Source organism: Solidesulfovibrio sp. DCME, assembly GCF_049995385.1.
In the GTDB taxonomy this organism is placed as follows: Bacteria; Desulfobacterota; Desulfovibrionia; order Desulfovibrionales; family Desulfovibrionaceae; genus Solidesulfovibrio.
This window is the reverse complement of the sequence record NZ_CP188261.1, coordinates 1376077-1394380: the sequence shown is the minus strand read 5'-3', so window position 1 is coordinate 1394380 and position 18304 is coordinate 1376077. Positions and strand designations below refer to the sequence as shown.

At 64.8% G+C, this 18304-nt stretch carries 17 protein-coding genes and 1 pseudogene; 9 read left to right on the top strand and 9 right to left on the bottom strand.

What is annotated here, in order from left to right:
* Nucleotides 1-54 precede the first annotated feature (54 nt).
* The 5 genes from rd to ACP59X_RS05980 all read left to right on the top strand — a co-directional run bounded on the left by rd (nucleotide 55) and on the right by ACP59X_RS05980 (nucleotide 4702).
* Nucleotides 55-213: a rubredoxin gene (rd, locus tag ACP59X_RS06000; protein WP_323428312.1), complete on the top strand. Its 159-nt coding sequence runs from the start codon at nucleotides 55-57 to the stop codon at nucleotides 211-213.
* A gap of 51 nt (nucleotides 214-264) precedes the next feature.
* Nucleotides 265-1470 (top strand): FprA family A-type flavoprotein, encoded by a 1206-nt coding sequence (locus tag ACP59X_RS05995; RefSeq protein WP_428566252.1) that lies wholly within the window; start codon nucleotides 265-267, stop codon nucleotides 1468-1470.
* 113 nt (nucleotides 1471-1583) lie between these two features.
* Nucleotides 1584-2036 (top strand): PPC domain-containing DNA-binding protein, encoded by a 453-nt coding sequence (locus ACP59X_RS05990; RefSeq protein WP_428566247.1) that lies wholly within the window; start codon nucleotides 1584-1586, stop codon nucleotides 2034-2036.
* 204 nt (nucleotides 2037-2240) lie between these two features.
* Nucleotides 2241-3080, top strand: coding sequence for a hypothetical protein (locus tag ACP59X_RS05985; protein WP_428566242.1), 840 nt, complete (start codon nucleotides 2241-2243; stop codon nucleotides 3078-3080).
* A 413-nt stretch (nucleotides 3081-3493) separates the two neighbouring features.
* Entirely contained in the window at nucleotides 3494-4702 is a 1209-nt protein-coding gene (locus tag ACP59X_RS05980; protein ID WP_428558936.1) for an IS256 family transposase, read from the top strand.
* Here the strand turns inward: ACP59X_RS05980 and ACP59X_RS05975 are convergent.
* From ACP59X_RS05975 to ACP59X_RS05945, 7 genes and pseudogenes are all read right to left on the bottom strand, one after another.
* Nucleotides 4618-5256 (bottom strand): polymorphic toxin type 44 domain-containing protein, encoded by a 639-nt coding sequence (locus tag ACP59X_RS05975; RefSeq protein ID WP_428566235.1) that lies wholly within the window; start codon nucleotides 5254-5256, stop codon nucleotides 4618-4620. The two genes, ACP59X_RS05980 and ACP59X_RS05975, sit on opposite strands and share 85 nt — an antisense overlap.
* Nucleotides 5257-5452: 196 nt before the next feature.
* A pseudogene (locus tag ACP59X_RS05970) lies at nucleotides 5453-5700 on the bottom strand (HU family DNA-binding protein).
* A gap of 33 nt (nucleotides 5701-5733) precedes the next feature.
* Nucleotides 5734-6762: a tetratricopeptide repeat protein gene (locus ACP59X_RS05965; protein ID WP_428566231.1), complete on the bottom strand. Its 1029-nt coding sequence runs from the start codon at nucleotides 6760-6762 to the stop codon at nucleotides 5734-5736.
* A 265-nt stretch (nucleotides 6763-7027) separates the two neighbouring features.
* The gene (locus ACP59X_RS05960) at nucleotides 7028-7303 is read right to left on the bottom strand and encodes an HU family DNA-binding protein (protein ID WP_428566229.1); all 276 of its coding nucleotides are present in this window, start codon (nucleotides 7301-7303) and stop codon (nucleotides 7028-7030) included.
* A gap of 118 nt (nucleotides 7304-7421) precedes the next feature.
* Nucleotides 7422-7820 carry a Ros/MucR family transcriptional regulator gene (locus ACP59X_RS05955; RefSeq protein WP_428566227.1) on the bottom strand — a complete coding sequence of 133 codons (399 nt, stop codon included), beginning with the start codon at nucleotides 7818-7820 and terminating at the stop codon, nucleotides 7422-7424.
* A gap of 371 nt (nucleotides 7821-8191) precedes the next feature.
* The gene (locus tag ACP59X_RS05950) at nucleotides 8192-8560 is read right to left on the bottom strand and encodes an Hsp20/alpha crystallin family protein (RefSeq protein WP_428566223.1); all 369 of its coding nucleotides are present in this window, start codon (nucleotides 8558-8560) and stop codon (nucleotides 8192-8194) included.
* A 24-nt stretch (nucleotides 8561-8584) separates the two neighbouring features.
* Nucleotides 8585-8998, bottom strand: coding sequence for an Hsp20/alpha crystallin family protein (locus tag ACP59X_RS05945; protein ID WP_428566219.1), 414 nt, complete (start codon nucleotides 8996-8998; stop codon nucleotides 8585-8587).
* A gap of 254 nt (nucleotides 8999-9252) precedes the next feature.
* Here ACP59X_RS05945 and htpG point away from each other — a divergent pair, with 254 nt between their 5' ends.
* The 4 genes from htpG to ACP59X_RS05925 all read left to right on the top strand — a co-directional run bounded on the left by htpG (nucleotide 9253) and on the right by ACP59X_RS05925 (nucleotide 14590).
* Complete coding sequence (htpG, locus tag ACP59X_RS05940; protein WP_428566216.1) at nucleotides 9253-11145, top strand: molecular chaperone HtpG; 1893 nt, start codon at nucleotides 9253-9255, stop codon at nucleotides 11143-11145.
* 802 nt (nucleotides 11146-11947) lie between these two features.
* Nucleotides 11948-13396, top strand: a complete 1449-nt coding sequence (alkA, locus tag ACP59X_RS05935; protein WP_428566213.1) for a DNA-3-methyladenine glycosylase 2 — start codon at nucleotides 11948-11950, stop codon at nucleotides 13394-13396.
* Entirely contained in the window at nucleotides 13393-13887 is a 495-nt protein-coding gene (locus ACP59X_RS05930) for a methylated-DNA--[protein]-cysteine S-methyltransferase (protein ID WP_428566210.1), read from the top strand. The genes alkA and ACP59X_RS05930 overlap by 4 nt, the downstream gene beginning before the upstream one ends.
* 49 nt (nucleotides 13888-13936) lie before the next feature.
* Complete coding sequence (locus ACP59X_RS05925; RefSeq protein WP_428566206.1) at nucleotides 13937-14590, top strand: DedA family protein; 654 nt, start codon at nucleotides 13937-13939, stop codon at nucleotides 14588-14590.
* A 76-nt stretch (nucleotides 14591-14666) separates the two neighbouring features.
* Here the strand turns inward: ACP59X_RS05925 and ACP59X_RS05920 are convergent, their stop codons facing one another.
* Together ACP59X_RS05920 and ACP59X_RS05915 are read right to left on the bottom strand one after the other, a co-directional pair.
* Nucleotides 14667-15383: a glycosyltransferase family 2 protein gene (locus tag ACP59X_RS05920; RefSeq protein WP_428566203.1), complete on the bottom strand. Its 717-nt coding sequence runs from the start codon at nucleotides 15381-15383 to the stop codon at nucleotides 14667-14669.
* A gap of 15 nt (nucleotides 15384-15398) precedes the next feature.
* Entirely contained in the window at nucleotides 15399-18296 is a 2898-nt protein-coding gene (locus tag ACP59X_RS05915; RefSeq protein ID WP_428566199.1) for an aldehyde ferredoxin oxidoreductase C-terminal domain-containing protein, read from the bottom strand.
* Nucleotides 18297-18304: the final 8 nt, after the last annotated feature.

The window sequence follows — 18304 nt, the reverse complement described above, 5'->3', positions numbered from 1 at the left end:
GGCGCTGAGGGCAAATAAGGACCGCACCCGACGCAACCTCTAAAGGAGCCTCCCATGGACAAATACGAATGCAGCATCTGCGGCTACGTGTATGACCCCGCCGCCGGCGACCCCGACAACGGCGTGGCCCCCGGCACCAAGTTCGAGGACATCCCCGAAGAATGGGTCTGCCCGGTCTGCGGCGCGCCCAAAAGCGAATTCAACAAAGCCTAAACCCAATCCCCTTTCGGCCGCGCCCCAAGCGGCGGCCTGCCGAGGAATCCCATGCGACCCGTGGAAATCTGCCAGGACGTCTATTGGGTGGGAGCCGTGGACTGGGAGTGTCGCAACTTCCATGGCTACATGACCGCCCCCACCGGGACGACCTACAATGCCTTCCTGATCAAGGACGAGAAAATCGCCCTGTTCGACTCCGTCAAGGCCGGCCACGGCGACGAGATGCTGTGCCGCGTCGCCCATGTCACCCCCCTGGACAAGGTCGACTACCTCATCGTCAACCACGTGGAGATGGACCACTCCGGCTCGCTGCCGGAACTCGTGGCCCGCACCAAGCCCGAGAAGATCCTGACCTCGCCCATGGGCGAGCGGGCCATGCGCGCCCATTTCGACTGCGCCGACTGGCCCATCGAAGTGGTCAAGACCGGCTCGTCGCTGTCGCTTGGCAAGCGCACCCTCCAGTTCCTGGAGACGCGCATGCTGCACTGGCCGGACAACATGGCCACGTTCATCCCCGAGGACGGCGTGCTCATCTCCTCCGACGCCTTCGGCCAGAACTGGGCCACCAGCGAACGCTTCGTCGACGAGGTGGACCGCTCCCGGCTCCAGAAAGAGCTGGACCGCTACTTCGCCAACATCGTCCTGCCCTTTAGCCCCATCGCCCAGAAGACCATCGAGACCATCGAATCCATGGGCCTCGATGTCCGCTTCATCTGCCCGGACCACGGCCTGCTGTTTCGCACCAAGGACGACGTGGCCTGGGTGGTGTCGCGCTACAAGGAACTGGCGGCCCAGAAACAGAAGAAAAAAGCCGTGCTGGTGTACGACACCATGTGGCACTCCACCGAGCGCATGGCCCATGCCATCGCCACGGGCCTGTCCGAGCACGGGGTGACCTTCAAGCTCATGAACCTGCACGTCTTCGACCACTCCGACGTCATGGAGGAGGTCTGGGACGCGGCGGCGGTGTTCGTGGGTTCGCCCACCCACAACAACGGCATGCTGCCCAAGGTGGCGGACATGCTGACCTACATGAAGGGCCTCAAGCCCAAGGGCAAGATCGGCGGCGCGTTCGGCTCCTATGGCTGGAGCGGCGAGGCTGTCAAGGACATCACCGGCGCCCTGGAGGCCATGGGCATGGACCTGCCCGTGGACGGGGTGCGCATCCTGTACGTGCCCACCCACGAACAGCTCAAAGCCTGCGTGGAGATGGGCCGGACCATCGGCAAGGCCATCGCCGACAAGCTCGGCTAGCCGCCCGGTTGGCCCGACGGAAAACCTTGCGGGGGAATCGGCCATGGCCGGTTCCCCCGTTTTGTTCGCCGATACCGGGAGACCGTTTCCCGGCTTCGGCCAGGAGGAGCCCCATGATCGTTTCCGAAGGCCGTATCGGCCGCGTGTTCGTCCTGCGTCTGGGCGACGGCGACCGCGTCCCGGACGCCATCGAGGATTTCGCCGCCAGCCGGGAGGTGCGCTCGGCCGTTGTTCTGGCCCTGGGCGGCCTGCAAGACGGCAAGCTGGTGGTCGGCCCCGAGGACGGGGCGGTGCTGCCGCCCAACCCCATGCTTGCGGCCATAGCCGGCGTGCACGAGGCCGCGGCCGTGGGCACGCTGTTCCCCACGGCGCCCGAGGGCAAACCGGCCCTGCACCTGCACGGCGTGCTCGGGCGCGGCGAGACGACCCGGGCCGGCTGCCTGCGCCCCGGGCTCGACGTCTGGAAGATCTTCGAGGTGGTGGTGATCGAGATCCTGGGCACGGACCTGGCCCGTTCCCACGACCCGGAGACGGGGTTTACCCTGCTCGGGCTGGCGCCGCTGTAAGGCCGCCCCGGATACGGCCCTGGCAAACAGCTCGGCAGGCAGGTGCCGGCCCGGGCCGGCGCTGTTGTTCACGTCGTCTCGGGGAAGGTATTTCCAAGCCGCGTATTGGGCTTGTGCCTGCCGGGGCTGTCTCCGTACCGGGACCGCGCCGGGCCGCAACGCGCCGTGAGGAGGTTTCCGACGGCACCTGACGCAACGGAAAATATGCGCATCGTTCGCCCCCTCCCGCACCCGGCGCCGCCCGGGGACAAGGCCGCCAGCCGCGCCCGCCGCCGCTGGCTGGCCAGGCGTCGCTGCCTGCGGGCGCTGCGGTCCACCATCGCCTTCATGGTGCTGGTGACGCCGTTTCTTTTCTTCGGGTATGTCTTGTGCTGTCGTATGCCGTTCGGCATCGGCAGCGCCTTGCCCAGCTGTCTCCTTCTCTATGAATGCTGGATGTTTTCGCGCAATTGCTTCATCTTTTTCCGATATCTGCTCATAACGCCTCTTGTTGCCGTCCTGCCCTTGCTCCTGAATATTTATTTCATCCTCCTGTATCCACCAGGACACAGTGCATCCATCAACGAGAAACTCTATTTCGAACTCTTTAAACGTGAGCGACTGGAAGTTGTCGCGCTGATCGAAAATGGAAAGATACGTGACCCGAGCAGCCTGCTTGGAGCCATGCATGTGCCACAACCATATACGCACACAGCCATGAAAAACGGCAAAGTCATATACAAAGTTAAAGAGGGGAAGGCTGCCGTCGTTTTCTCGACAGCCTGGAATCTTCTCTCCTTCGACCAAGGATTCTGCTACATTCCCGACAATATTCCATCACACTGGCTATACATGAACCGACTTGTGGAATATAAAGAAGTAGAGAAACTGTGGTACATCATATTTCCACAAGTGACTTACCTCCAACACATCCTGGACCCACCTCCTTTGCCAAGCCCACCACCCAACGTTACTCCACCCGAAAAGTTCTTATCCCGTCCCTCAAACACCGACCGGGATCAAAAGAACGCATGGGCGCGATTCAAGGGCCATTTTCATCGTTGACGTAAACGTTTCATCTCCTATTGAAGGATTTCGGCAATTCGACTTGGTGATCGCAACAAACTCTCCAGTTCTTCCTGCATAACTTTACTGTATAAGCCACGCATTTCCTCAAATCCTTCTCTCAAGCTCTTCTTATTTTGTTTTTCTAAGTATATCTCACGATAATACCGAAATCCATGCTTTATCATTTCCTGATCTTTCGGATCATCGCCATATGGGGCGCCTCCTAAAAAATCGAGCCCATGTTCTGCAACATAATTATTTGGGTAGCGTCCACGGAGGTGGTGTAAATTCTGAAGTCGTCCAGGCCGGGGGAGAGCCTCCGGCCCGGACGGAATGGGCGAGGTGGCCATCGGGTCAATTGGCTGTAAGGTGAAGTTACGACGCCGCACCTGCAACCAAAGGAGACCACGATGGCCGAGGACAGCATGGCATTAATCGAGCTGATGCAAAAGGCCGACGGCGGCGATTTTCTCCGCTCCCTGGCGGAAGCCGTCCTGCAGCTTCTCATGGAAGCCGATGTGGACGGCCTCATCGGGGCCAGCCGCCACGAGCGAAGCCCCGAGCGAGTCAGCTACCGCAACGGCTACCGTGACCGCAGCCTTGATACCCGCATCGGCTCCTTGCAACTGCGCATCCCCAAGCTGCGCCAGGGCAGCTACTTTCCGCCCTTCCTGGAGCCACGCAAGACCAGCGAACGCGCCTTGGTGGCCGTCATCCAGGAAGCCTGGATCGGCGGCATCTCCACGCGGCGCGTGGATGATCTGGTCCAGGCCATGGGCCTTTCCGGCATCTCCAAGTCCCAGGTGTCCAAGCTGTGCAAGGACATTGATGAACGGGTCCATGCCTTTCTTTCTCGGCCGCTGACCGGCGAATGGCCCTATTTGTGGCTGGACGCAACCTACCTCAAGCAGCGCGAAGGCGGCCGGGTGGTCAGCGTCGCCGCCATAATCGCCGTGGCGGCGAACACCGAAGGCCGCAGAGAAATCGTGGGACTGCACATCGGCCCCAGCGAGGCCGAGCCGTTCTGGTCTTTTTTCCTCAAAAGCCTTCTTCGTCGGGGACTTGGCGGCGTGAGGCTTGTCGTCTCCGACGCCCATGAAGGCCTCAAGGCCGCCATGGCCAAGACGTTCGGGGCCACGTGGCAACGCTGCCGGGTCCACTGGATGCGAAACGCCTTGGCCCGGGTTCCCAAGTCCCAGCACGCCATGGTCTCGGCCGCCCTGCGCCAGGCCTTTTTACAGCCGGATGCGGCCAACGCCAGCCAGACCTGGCGGCATGTCGCCGATCAGCTTCGTGGAAAATGGCCACGGCTCGCCAGCTTCATGGACGAAACCGAGCACGACGTGCTGGCCTACATGACCTTCCCGGCGCAGCATCGGGTCAAGCTGCACAGCACCAATCCGCTGGAAAGGCTCAATAAAGAAGTGAAGCGGCGGGCGGACGTAGTCGGCATCTTCCCCAACGAACAGTCCATCATCCGGCTCATCGGGGCCATCTTACTGGAGCAAAACGACGAGTGGCAGCTGCAAAGCCGCTACATGCAGGTCGAGGCCATGGCCGAACTCAACACCCAACCAAACGAGGCGCAGCCAGCCCAAATTCCACCAAGAGCAGCCTGACCGAGGGCCACCTCAAGCACACCAGAATTTACACCACGTTGACGGACGTGACCATTATTTGCGCTCTCAATCCCTTCTTTACTAATTTTTCGATATGCATTTGCAAGGATTTGTATCACCCCAGCTCCGCGCAAGGACGCTTCAGTGGAAAGACCGAAGGCCAAAGAAACCGCACCATAATTAAAATTCCCGAAGTCTTCATATATTATATTTCCCTTACCGTGCTTATAATCCATCTCCCCTCCTGGAGTGAGCCGTTCGATAAACCAAATCGGGCTATAGCTTATCCTCGCGCGTCGTATGTTTGCGTCAATATCCGCCTGCGGTGGCGCCACCGGTTTGGCAATTGGTCCTTCCCAGGCCGGCTGATACGGCTTTCCTAACTGACTATTCGTATAATAGTATTCGAGTTGCGCTCGTACTCCCGCCTCGTCCGCACCCCGAGCCTTTTTCACGACGGCGTAAACAAGCGAATTCTCCAACTCGGTTTCGGCGCGAAACAGAAAATTCTCCAGTTGCATTCTCGTGCGGAATTCCTCGGGGTCGAACGGCATGTGGTTTCTCCCGGTTGCGGTTGCAGACTTGCGCCTGTCTCCGCAATCCTATTGGTCCATGGATGTCTGCCACTGTCAACCACCATTCCGTGCCCGTCCCGGCTCCGCTTCCCCGCCAGTCGCTTGCAAACCCGACACAACGCAAAAAGGCCGTGGTCTCCCACGGCCTTTCACGTCGCCGCAACTGCGGCGAAAACTACTTCACGGTGTCTTTTCGGGTCTTGCCCGGGGTGAAGGGGACAGCCTTGGAAGCCGGGATGTCGAGGGCTTTCCCGGGACGGGGATCGCGACCGGTGTGGCGGCCCGGCCGGGAACCTCGAACGTACCGAAACCGGCCAGGGTCAGGGCCTCGCCGACAACCAGCGACTCCTGGATCGATGCCAGGACGGCCTCGAAGGCCTTGCCCGCCTCGGCCTTGGCGGCAATGCCGGCCTTGGCCTGGATCCTGGCGATGCGGTCAGTGACCCGGGGACGGGTTTAGCCTTGCGAACCGGTCAGGGATTCCATGTTTTTCCGGGCCGGTTCATACATCGGATCCAAGTGGAGGGCCTTGTTGAAAAAATGGATCGCGGCTTGCGGCTGCCTGTTTTTGTACGAGAGGATGCCAAGGCAGTTGTATACTTCTTTCGTGCCCGAATAGTGCTCAAGAATATTGAGGCAGGTGGCCTCGGCCTCCTTGTACTGCTCGCGGGCAAGCAACTGGTAGGCGGAATCGGTGAAATACTTCAACTCGTATTCCCGTTGCCGTACATGTCCCTTTTCCACTTTCCACGGGGAGCGGATGGATCGAAAATGGTTACAGTACCTGCAGGCATCGAGGGGCCAGCGCATGCGCCAGTGCCAGAAGTCATCCCGGGATGTCTTCAAATCGTAGAACATGTCCTTCGAATTGCGAAATGGCTCGGGAATGTTCGGATGGAGATGGGCAAACGCGCCCGGACCGCAGCGCCCCATCCGCCCATCCGCCAGAAGGCAGGTGCATTCCGCGTTGAAGCAATGCTTGTCGACCTCCAACGGGGAATCGACAAAATCCATTCTCCGAAAAACATTTTCAATGGGGAGGGGACGAACGTTAAGATGCGGATGCTGCGCATGCAGTCTGTCCAGCAGGCGGTGGATTTTCTCCATGCCGCCCAAAGACTTCACGATATTTGGGTATAGCGTAATCTTGAGGTCATGAAGCATGCAAAACAGCGGCTGATATTTGACTATTTCTGAATCGGATAGCCAAAAACCGTTGGTGGTGATGATCGTTATTTTGTTGTATCTGTTTTTCAGCTCATAGACAAATTTTGTAATATTGCTATGCAGGAACGGCTCGCCACCCATAACGGACAGCGTGTGAAATACGATCTTCCTCTTGATGAGTTCATCAAGCCAAACGAAATAGTCCTTCGCCTCGTACTCCTTGGCCGCCGAGAAGACAGAGTGATTGTTACACCAACGGCAACAATTGTTGCAGTGATCGACTGCATGCACTTCTATCCATTCCAATTGCCAAACCATGGCGCCCCCCGTATCAGACCTCGACGACTCCAGCTAGCACCCACGGACCCAAAAAGCAATCCACCCCGTGAAGTAACGACTGTTGCACCGTGCAGGGCAAACGTCCGCGGCGCTCTCTGCCGCGAGGCTTTCTCCGTCATCCGGCAGCTCCCTGCACGCCCACACCGTCAGGCAGCCACGCGTCGCCGCCCCGGAACAAGCCGGCACCACGCAAAAAGGCCGTGGTCTCCCACGGCCTTTCACGTCGCCTCAACTGCGGCGAAAACTACTTCACGGCGTCTTTCAGGGTCTTGCCCGGGGTGAAGCGGACGGCCTTGGAAGCCGGGATGTCGATGGCTTTCCCGGTACGGGGATCGCGACCGGTACGGGCGGCCCGCTCGGAAACCTTGAACGTGCCGAAACCGGTCAGGGTCAGGGCCTCGCCGGCAACCAGCGACTCCTGGATCGATTCCAGGACGGCCTCGAGAACCTTGCCCGCCTCGGCCTTGGTGGCAATGCCGGCGTTGGCCTGGATCTTGGCGATGATGTCAGTTTTAGCCATATGCGTGCGATCTCCTTATCATGTGATTGCCGGGCCGTTTCGCGACCAGGGAAGGCCGGCGTCCGGGACGCGGCTCCCGCTCCCGAATTGCGCCCCACGTATAACGAAATCCCCCGCCTTAGGCCACCACTTTTCCCTTCTTCTCCCACAGCCGCATATCCTTCATCTTTTTGCGGCGGTCGCGCTGCAACGACTTGCAAACCAGCGGCATCGATTTCTTGTAGCCGTGTTTCGCCTTGTACGTCTCTGGCGTCAGTCCGTGGCTGGCCAGATGCTTTTTGGTGATCACCTTAAACGCCTTGCCGCACTCCAGACAGGTGACGGTTTTTTCCTTGACCGCTTTCTTGGGATCCATGTCCACGGCCTGCTCCGTCTCCCCGGCCAGCTCGTCACCGCTGATCTCGCGGATGCCGGCGGCCAGGCGCCGCACCATGGAGGTGATCTCCTCGTCGGTCATGGTGCGCACCGAGGCCTGGGCCTTGACGATCTCCAAAGCACTTTTCAGATAATCTTCCATACCGTCTCCTTCGAAATAGCGTAGCCATAGTGAAAGACGATTCACCGTGAAGATTACTCCTGGATTTGTCAATAGCCCAACCCCAAATCCTTCCGCTCTATAACGCTCCCGCTCTGCACACTTCCCGCCCGGACAAGCCCACGCCGCCTATCATTACATAACTGAAATACTACTTTTCATCCATACACCCCAACCAAGCGCTTCCCACGCGGCTCCACCAGCCACAGACCCGTTTCATGCCAGTCTGCTGGAGGGGCATAGCCCTCTTTCAAAAATTTTATGAAAAAAAGCCGGAGAGAGAAGAGGAAAAAACCTTCTCTCTCCGGCCGAAAACAGCCGATACCGTGCCGTGACGTGGCCAGGCCTACCCGTCAACCGGCCTGGATCTCGATCTTGCGGGGCTGCACCCTCTCGTGGCGCGGCAGATAGAGTTCCAGCACACCGTCCTTGAGCGTCGCCCGGATGCGCTCCTTGTCCACGATGTGCGACACCGTGAAGCTGCGAAAATACTCGCCGCCGCCGAACTCCACATGGCCGAGCTTGCGGCCCTCGGGCAGGTTGTACTCGGCCCGTCCCGAGACCTTCAGCTCGTCCTCGTTGAGGTCGATGATCAGGCCGTCCTTGCCCACGCCCGGCATATCGACGTATATATAGAATCCGTCCTCGCGTTCGATGATATCCGTGGCCGGCTTGACCCGGGGCAGCCGGCGCTCGTCGGTCTTTTGCGCATTGTCCGTCATGTCCGTCCTCCTGCTGGGCGCCGCCTAGACGGCATCGATGGTGATCTTCTTGGGCCTGCTCTCCTCGGACTTGGGCAGGACCACTTCCAGCACGCCGTCGCGCATGTTGGCCGTCACCCGGTCGCGGGCCAGGGGCGCCTGGATGTTGACCACGCGCTGGAAAAAGCCCGTGGGCCGCTCCTGGCGATAGTACTTGCCTTTGACCGTCTTGCGTTCGCCCTTGATGACCAGGCTCGAATCCGTAAGCGTCAGGTCGATGTCCGCAATGTCCATGCCGGGAATTTCGCAGCTCACGTAAATGTTCGCGTCATCCTCGCCGATGTTGAGGGGAGGATAGGCCATGCTGCGCTGGCTGATGGCCATGGACGGCAACAAGGACTCGAACAGCCGATCCAAAGGCGTCCCTGGGCCGTAAAACGGACTCAGATCAATGACCATATTTGCACCTCCGCAAAAGGTTGTTCTTCACAGCCGAAAATAAACAACCCCGTGGGCCTGTCAATGGCCTGCGCCCAATTTTCGCGGCCCTCCCCGCTTCCCCGATCGGCCTTGACAAGCCTCGGCCCCTGTTTATTTTTTTGCCCATATTGCGACAGGGGCCCGCCCCCCAAAGGCCCGAACCCGCCGGCGCGGGAGCGAGCCTTTTTTTGGGCCGCCAAATCCGCCCCAATCCACGGAAAAAGGAGCCGTCCATGCCCGTCACTTCAGGAGAAACCCACGAATTTCGCGCCGAAATCGTCAAGCTCCTCGATATCATCACCCATTCCATCTACACCAATAAGGAAATCTTTCTGCGGGAGCTCGTGTCCAACGCCTCCGACGCCCTGGACAAGCTGCGCTTCGAAACGAGCAAGGGAACGGCCGTGGCCGACCCCGATACCCCGCTCGAAATCCGCATCACCACCGACAAGGACGCGGGCAAGCTCACCATCGCCGACACCGGCTGCGGCATGACCCGCGAGGAACTCATCGACAACCTCGGCACCATCGCCAAGTCCGGCACCGAGGCCTTCATGCGCTCCGTGGCCGACGACAAGGACGCCGCCTCGAGCCTCATCGGCCGCTTCGGCGTCGGCTTCTACTCGGTCTTCATGGTGGCCAAGCAGGTCACCGTCACCTCGCGCGCGGCCGCCCCCGAGGCCGCCCCGGCCCGCTGGGTCTCCGACGGTTCGGGCAGCTTCGCCGTGGAGGAAGCGCCCGCCGACACGCCGCGCGGCACCACCATCGACATCGAACTGCGCGACGAGGCCAAGGAATACGCCGACCCGGCCCGCATCAAGGACGTGCTGCGCAAGCACTCCAATTTCATCGCCTTCCCCATCCTGGTCGACGGCGAAAAGGCCAACACCATCCCGGCCCTGTGGCGCGAATCCAAGTTCTCCGTCACCCCGGAACAATACAAGGAATTCTATCAGTTCCTGACCTACGACAACGAGGAGCCCCTGGCCACCATCCACGTGAGCGTGGACGCGCCGGTGCAGTTCACGGCCCTGCTGTTCGTCCCGTCCAAGGGCCTGGGCCCCATGGCCTTCCGCGACGCCCTGCACCACGGCCTGGACCTCTACGTGCGCCGGGTGCTCATTTCCAAGGAAGTCAAGGAGCTCATCCCCGAATACCTGGGCTTCGTGCGCGGCGTGGTGGACACCGAGGACCTGCCGCTCAACCTCTCGCGCGAAACGCTCCAGGAAAACCTGGTCCTGCGCAAGATCCAGACCGTGCTCGTCAAGCAGATCCTGGAAAAACTCAAAAACTTGGCCAAGGAAAACCCGGACGCCTACGCCACCTTCTTCAAGGAACACGGCCAGGCCTTGAAGCTCGGCTACGGCGACTTCGCCAACCGCGAATCCTTCGCCGAACTCATGCGCTTCGATTCCTCGGCCATCGAACCCGATGCCAACTTCACCTCCCTTGCCGCCTACGTCGAACGGGCCAAGGAAGGCCAGAAGTCCATCTACTACCTGTCCGGCCCGTCCCGCGCCGCCCTGGACTTAAATCCCCACCTGGAAATCTTCCGGGCCAAGGGCCTCGAAGTCCTCTACCTCCACGAGCCCGTGGACGAGTTCATCATGGACACCATCGGCACCTACAAGGAGTTCAAGCTCAAATCCGCCGAACTGGCCGACCACGCGGAACTCGACGCCTTCCCCGGCGAGGCGCCCAAAACCGATACCCCGGAACTGACCCAGGAAGAGGCCGGATCGATCGACGACTTCCTCAAGAAGATCAAGGAACTCCTCGGCGACCGCATCACCGACGCGCGCCTGTCCACGCGGCTGACCCAAAGCCCGTCCTGCCTGGTCTCGCCCGACGACCACATGACCTCCAGCATGCAGAAAATCATGCGCCTGGTCTCCAAGGACACCTCCATCCCCAAGAAAACCCTGGAGATCAACCGCGACCACGCGCTGATCCGCAACCTGCTGTCCATCTACCGCCGCGACACCACCGATCCGTTCCTGGCCAAGGCCGTGGAACAACTCTTCGACTCGGCCCTGCTGCTCGACGGCTACCTGTCCGACCCGCACCAGATGGTCGCGCGCATCAATGACCTGCTGGCCGATGCCAGCGCGCTGCACGCGAAATAGGCGAAAGCGAGGGGGAGGGGAGGCGAGGGACAAAAGACGATAGTCAAGTGATGAAAGACGAAGACTGGGGCGCTGCCCCAGGCCCCGCCGGGGGGGATGATCCCCCCCGGACCCCCTCGCCGGGGCGAGCGTCACGACGGAGACAACGTCGGGCGGCGGGGCGTCGGTCGTTGTGGTCGCGCAATGGTCCCTGGCGGTGCAGGCCGCAAAGCCGGCCAGCTCGCCAGGGACCATTGCGCGACCACGGGCGCCAGCGGCGAAGCGCCGCAAGTGAAGAAAAAAACCGGTGTGTCCGGGACGAGCGCTGTAACCGCCGCAGAACAAGCTCAAGAGCCTTTCCAGAGGCTTCCAAAACAGAAATTCCACCCCCCTCGGCCCGCAGGGCCGACGGCTGGGCGAGGCGGGAATGGCGCCTTTCGAGCCGGGAGCGCAGCGACGGCATCGAAAGGCGCCATTCCCGCCTCGCATCTTCGTACCGCGCACGCCGGCACTCCCGGTGACCGCAGCCTCTCCCGCCCGCCACAGCCGACGGGGGGGCCTGGGGGGCGTCACGCCCCCCGTGGGGTGGTCCAGGAGGGGCAACGCCCTTCCTGGTGGGGTCCAGGGGCAACGCCCCTGGCCGCCGGAGGCATCTCCCCCTCCCACCCTCCCACCCTTCCACCCTCACACCCTCCCACCCTTCCACCCTCACACCCTCACACCCTCCCACCTTTCCACCCTCACACCGCTCTCCCCTCGCCGTCCCCATACCCTTGGCCGAAAACGGCTAGCGACCGGGCACCACCCCTTGTAGCATGCCGCCATGCTGCTCGACACCCACAGTTGCTACAGGGCCTTCGCGGCCAGGGACGCCCGTTTCGACGGCCGCTTTTTCACGGGCGTGACTTCCACGGGCGTGTATTGCCGGCCGGTGTGCCCGGCGAAGGTGCCGAAACCGGAAAACTGCCGTTTTTTCCCGAGTGCTGCCGCGGCCGAGGCGGCCGGGTTTCGGCCGTGCCTGGTCTGTCGGCCGGAGTGCGCGCCCGGGGAGGCGCCGTCCGAGGCGGGCGGGCGTCTAGCCGACGCGGCGGCCGGGCTTATTGCCGAAGGTGGGCTGGACGAGGCGGGACTGGGAGCGATCTGCGTCCGGCTGGGGGTAAGCGAACGCCATTTGCGCCGGGTGTTTCGGGAGCGTTTCGGTGTCACCCCGGTGGCCTATGCCCAGACGAGGCGGTTGTTGCTGGCCAAGGCGCTTTTGGCGGACACGCGCCTGTCCGTGACGGACGTGGCTTTTGCCAGCGGGTTTTCCAGCCTGCGCCGGTTCAACGCCCTGTTTCGCAACCGCTACCGGCTTGCGCCTTCGCAGTTGCGGCGACCGGGCGCGGACAGCGCCCTTGCGGACGCGGTGCCGGTCGTGGAACTGGGCTATCGGCCGCCCTACGACTGGGACGGCCTGCGGGCGTTTCTGGCCGCCCGGGCCGTGGACGGCGTGGAAGAGGCCGGGGACGGGGCGTATCGTCGCACGCTGCGGCTTTGGCGCAACGGGGCGCCCCATGCCGGCTGGCTCGCCGTCTCCCCGGCGGCCGGGAAAAATGCCCTGCGTGTCGCGGTTGCACCGGCACTCTTACCGGTGTTGCCGGCGGTCTTGGCGCGGGTTTCCCACCTCTTCGACCTGTCCTGCGATCCCTGGGCCGTGGCCGCGGGGCTTTCGGGCCTGGCCGACGGGCAGGAGGGCGTGCGCCTGCCGGGGACGGCCGAGGGCTTCGAAACGACGGTGCGGGCGATCCTGGGCCAACAGGTGACGGTGGCCGGGGCGCGGACCCTGGCCGGGCGGTTCGCGGCGGCCTTCGGCGCCCCCCTTTCCACGCCCTTTGCCGGGTTGACGACGCTTTTTCCCGACCCCGCCACCGTGGCGGCGCTTTCCGTGGAGGCCATCGCCACCCTTGGCGTCATCGCCTCGCGCGCCCGGGCGATCCTGGCCCTGGCCGAGGCCGTGCGGGACGGCAGGCTCACCCTGGCGCCCACGGCCGACCTCGCGGCCAGCCTCGACACCTTGCGGGCGCTGCCCGGTGTTGGCGAATGGACGGCGCAGTACGTGGCCATGCGGGCGCTCGGCTGGCCCGACGCCTTTCCGCATGGCGACGGCGGCCTCAAAAAGGCCCTGGGCGAAACCGACCCCAAACGCATCCTGCGCACGGCCGAGGCCTGGCGGCCGTGGCGGGCCTATGCCGTCATGCACCTGTGGCGCACCTTGTCCGGAGCACCGAAATGATGACCCTGCTGTGGCACCCGACGTCCCTTGGCGACATGCTGCTGGCGGCTGCGGGCGAAACGCTCGTCGGCGCCTGGTTCAGGGGCCAGAAACATTTTCCGCAGTCGCTGCCCGCCTCCGAGGATGCCCCGGCGGCGGCGGTCCTGGCCGAGGCGTCCGGCCAGCTCGACGCCTATCTGGCCGGCCGGCGCACGGCCTTCGACCTGGCCCTGGCGCCGCGCGGCACGGCCTGGCAACACGCCGTCTGGGAAGCCTTGCGCGCCATCCCCTACGGGGAAACGCTTTCCTACGGGCAGTTGGCCACGCGCCTGGGCAAACCGGCCGCCGCCCGGGCCACGGGCGCGGCCGTGGGCCGAAACCCCCTTTCCATCCTCATCCCCTGCCACCGGGTCCTCGGCGCGACGGGGGGGCTTACGGGCTATGCCGGCGGGCTTGACAGGAAGCGGGCCTTGCTGGCCCTCGAACAGGCCGGCCCGGCCGACCGGCCGTAGACGCCGGGGCGCCCTTTACGCCGCCGCGCCAGCGCGATAGTTTGCCAGGATGGACGCTTTCGCCGATGCCTGGCAGATGCTGTTGCGCCTGGACCTCGTCCTGGAAGAGGCGACCGCGCACCTGGGGGCCTGGACGTATGCCATGATCTTCCTCACGGTATTTGTGGAGACGGGCTTCGTGGTGACGGGCATCCTGCCCAGCGGCACGCTGCTGTTTGCGGCGGCGGCCCTGGCGGCCCGGGGGAGCCTGACCTTGTGGCCACTTTTCGTCGGCGGCACGGCGGCGGCTTTTTGCGGCGACCAGCTCAATTTCGGCTGGGGCGTGCTGGCCCGAAAACGCCTGGCCGGGCGCGGCCTGCCGCGTGGGGTCAAGGCCGGGCAACTCGAGGCGGCGCGGCGCGCCTTCGCCAGGTACGGCCCCATGGCCATCGTCCTGGCCCGATTCGTGCCCATGCTGCGGTCGGTGGCGCCCCTGGCGGCGGGCCTGGCCGGCATGCCCGGGCGCACCTTCGCCGGCTACAACCTCTGCGGCAAGCTCCCCTGGACAGCCCTCCACGTCTGCGGCGGCTATTTCCTGGGCAGCATCCCCTGGTTCGCCAGGCATTTCGCGGCGGTCATCCTGGCGGCGGCACTCTTTCCCTTCGCCATCGCCGCCATCCGGGCCTTGGTGCTTCACTTCGCCGCGAAGCGATCGGCGCGCTAGTGTTGCGTCCCTGAAAAAATAGCTATTCTTGTCTGTTACGCTTCAACACGTATACGTCTTTTTCGAGGACGAGACACTAGCCACGATGGAAGAGGCCGAAACGGGCGATCCACCAGAAAGCGGCCAGGCCGTCGCGCCAGCCGATCTTCTTGCCTTCCTCGTAGGTGCGGCCGTGGTAGGACACGGGCACTTCGTAGATGCGGGCCCGAAGCCTCGCCACCTTGGCCGTCAGTTCCGGCTCCACGCCGAAGCGGTCGCTTTGGATGCGAATCTTGCGCAGGATATCGCGTCGAAAGACCTTGTAGCAGACTTCCATGTCCGAGAGGTTGATGTCGTTGAACATGTTGGACAGCAGCGTCAAGACCTTGTTGCCCACGGAATGCCAAAAATAGAGCACCCGGTGCGGCCCACCCAGAAACCGCGAGCCGAAGACCACATCGGCCTTGCCGGCGAAAATGGGCGCAAGCAGCACGGGATAGTCCTCGGGATCGTATTCCAGGTCCGCGTCCTGGATGAGCACCACCTCGCCGGCCGCCGCGGCGAAGCCCGTGCGCAGGGCCGCGCCCTTGCCCTGGTTTTGGGCGTGAAAAAGCACCCGGACGCGCCCCGTCCCGACAAGCCCTTCCAGATAGGCCCGGCTGCCGTCGGTGGAGGCGTCGTCCACGAGCACCACTTCCCAGGTCTCGGGGCGGGCCAGCACCTTGTCCAGGACCAGCGGCAGGGTCTTTATTTCGTTGTAGACGGGGATGACGACGCTGACGGTCGGGGCCGGGGCTTGCGGCGAGGTCTGCATGGGTGATGCTCCGTTTCAGGCGGGGTTGCGGCCAAGGGCCGAGAAATAGCGGGCGCGGCAGAGGTTTTCCACGGCGCACAACGCGGCCAGCGCTTCGTTGAAATCCGTTTGCCCCATGGTGAAGACGCCGTGGCCAAGGACGATGGCGCCGCTCCGGCCGGTCAGGGCCGGGGGCATGGTGTGGACGAGCCCGCGCGGGCCGCAGCCCACCTCCCCGGGCACGATGGGGATGTCGCCCACGAAACGTTCCCGGTCGCAGGCCACGTGACAGGCCTCGCGGTGCGGGCAGTCGCCCTGCTGCGCGCAGTCCATGGACAGGATCACGGCGAACTTGGGGTGGCCGTGGAGGATGGCCGGGCGGCCGTCCATTGCCGAAAGCGCCGCGTGGGCCGACAATTCGCTGGAGGCGGTCAGGCCGGCGCAGGACGAACCGTCCAGGGGGCACAGGTCGATGGCCCCGGCCAGGGCGTCCAGGGCGCTGCCGGTCTGGCTGATGGCCAGGGTCCCGCCCAGGCGGTAGGAGATGTTGCCGAAGACCGAGTCCACCAGGCCCAAGGCGACCGTGGCCCGGCCGGCCTCGGCCATGGCGGCCAGCGCCCTTTCCCGGTCGGCAAACGGCCCCCGGGCCAGGGGCGGGACGGTCGCCGGCGCCGGCGGCAGCCCGGCCACGGCGGCCTTAAAGGCGGCCCGGGAGGCGGCATCCAGGCGCCCGTCGCGGTGGGCGGCCAGGTGGTCGGCGAAAAATTTGACGAACCCGGCAAAGGCGATGGACGAGACGGTGATAAAGGCCTGCTCCGGCGAGAGCGCGCCGTGGGCCAGCATGCCCAGGCCCGGCAGGTAGGCGCCCTTGCGCCGGCCAAGCGCCGCCGCGGCCAGTGCCGGGTCGGGGCGCTCGACCACCGGAATGTCGTGGAAAAAGGTGCGTGTCTCGCAGTCCCGGGGCCGGATGGCCGGGGCTTCCCGGCCGGCCAGGAATTCGAGGATGGTCCGGTAGGGCTCGGCCGGGGGCACGAGCATGAGGCAGGCCACATCGAGGCGCCGGGCGGTTTCGGCCAAAAACGCGTTGTGCGAAAAATCGGCCCGGGAAAAGCTGGCCGCCTCGTCCACGCAGACGATGGCCGCCTGCCCCGGCGCGCACAAGCCGGCCCCGGCCAGCCGGGTGGCGAAATGGCCGGCCAAGGCGCCGACGCCCAGGCCGGCCGCTTCACCGCCCGAGGCGACGGGGTCGTCGGGAAGCTCGGCCCGGTGCGGCTTGGCCGCGCCGCGCAAAAGGAAGTATTTGTCCCGGGCGGCCAGAAAGGCCCGGCGGTTCAGGGGCGGCACGGCGATGCCGTCGCCGGCCGTGCCGGGTTCGGTGAAAAACCGGGCCGGCAGGTCGTCGGCGGCCCCGTCCAAGCCCAGGGCCGAGTTGGCCGCCCGCTCGCGGCCGACGACGCGCGCCCCAAGCGAGGCCAGCTCCCCGGCCGCGACGGGTGCGCCCGAAAAGGCGGCAAGCGCCAGCGCCCATTCCTCCAGGGTCACGGCCAGGGACAAATACGGACAGGCGCCCAGGCACTGGGCTCCGGCCAGGGCGTTTTCCCCCAGCACCACGGCCCGGGCCTTGCCCTCGAAAGTGAAACGGTCCGTGGCCACGGGCTTTCGCAGCAGTTCGTGGGCCAGGCAGCCGCCGCGCCAGGGATCGGGGCCGGACGCGCCGACGGCCAGGGACAGGGCCAGGCCATAGGCGCCACGCGGGTCGAAGGCCGGCAGGGCCACCCCCCTGACAGCCATGGCCAGGGCGGCTTCGATGGCCCGCCCCCGGGCGTTGCCGGCAGCCAGGGCGGCCAGGGCCTCGTCCACGAAACCGGGGGTTGGCCTCATGCCCTCGGCCTCGGCGAACCCGGCCACGGCCGCGGCCGCGCCGGCGGCGTCGAGGCCCTGTTCCAGGCAGAACCAATGGGCGGCCACGATGTATTCGGGATCGTCGAGGCCAAGCAGCGCCGAAAAATGGGACAGCGCGTCGGCATCGGGCAAAAGCCTGCCGGCCGCGTCGATGCGGCGGCAGGGGACCGGGCAGCCCGGGCAGGCCGTGCCCGTGCCGCCGAAACGCCGGCCGAGAACCGGGGCGTTGACCGCCGGGGCGGCCTCGAAAAAGGTCCGGCGAAAATTGTCGGTTGGCTGCATGCGCCGGCCGTGGGTCAGGTCGAGCAGGGCAGCCGTGCCGTGGCGGCCAAGGCCGCTCGGGCCGGCCAGGGCCGGGGCGGCGGCAATGAGCCGGTCCATGGCCGCCCGGGCTCGGGTGAGGCCGTCGGGATCGGCGGGGCTTGCGGCGCCGGTGCCGGAGACCGCCAGATAGACGCAATTTTTGCGGCCAAAGGCCAGGCCGGCCCCGGCGCCGCCCGCGTCGTGCCAGCGGTCGGCCAGGAGCGTGGCCAGGCCCGAACCGGCCCGGGCGGCCGGCCCGGCCACAACGGCCGCGTCCCAGGCGGCAAGGGCGGCAAACAGGGCCGCCGTCGGCAGGTGGGCCAGGTCCTCGGCCGGGACCAGGCAGGCTTCGCCGTCGCGGATAACCAGCCCCACCGGCCGCGCCGCCCGGCCGGTCACGACCACGGCGGCCAGCCCCGCCCGGGCCAAGGCCAGGCCCACGCCCCCGCCCAGGCTGGCCGTGGCCAGGCCGCCGGTGCGGGGGGAATGAAAGGCCAGGGACAGGTGGCCGCCGCCCGGCAGGCCGCAGCCGGCCAGGACGCCGGCGGCCAGGCACAGCGGCCCGTCGGGATCGCCCGGGCGCACAGCCCGTGGCGCCCGGCCAAGGGCCAGGGCCAGCCCCCGGCCGCCGCGCTCCCGGTCCAGCAGTGCCTGGGGCGCGGCGCGGCGGCGCGTGGTGGACGCGGTCAGATCGACAGTCAGGATGGCGCGCGGGGTCTGGGCGGACATGATCGTTC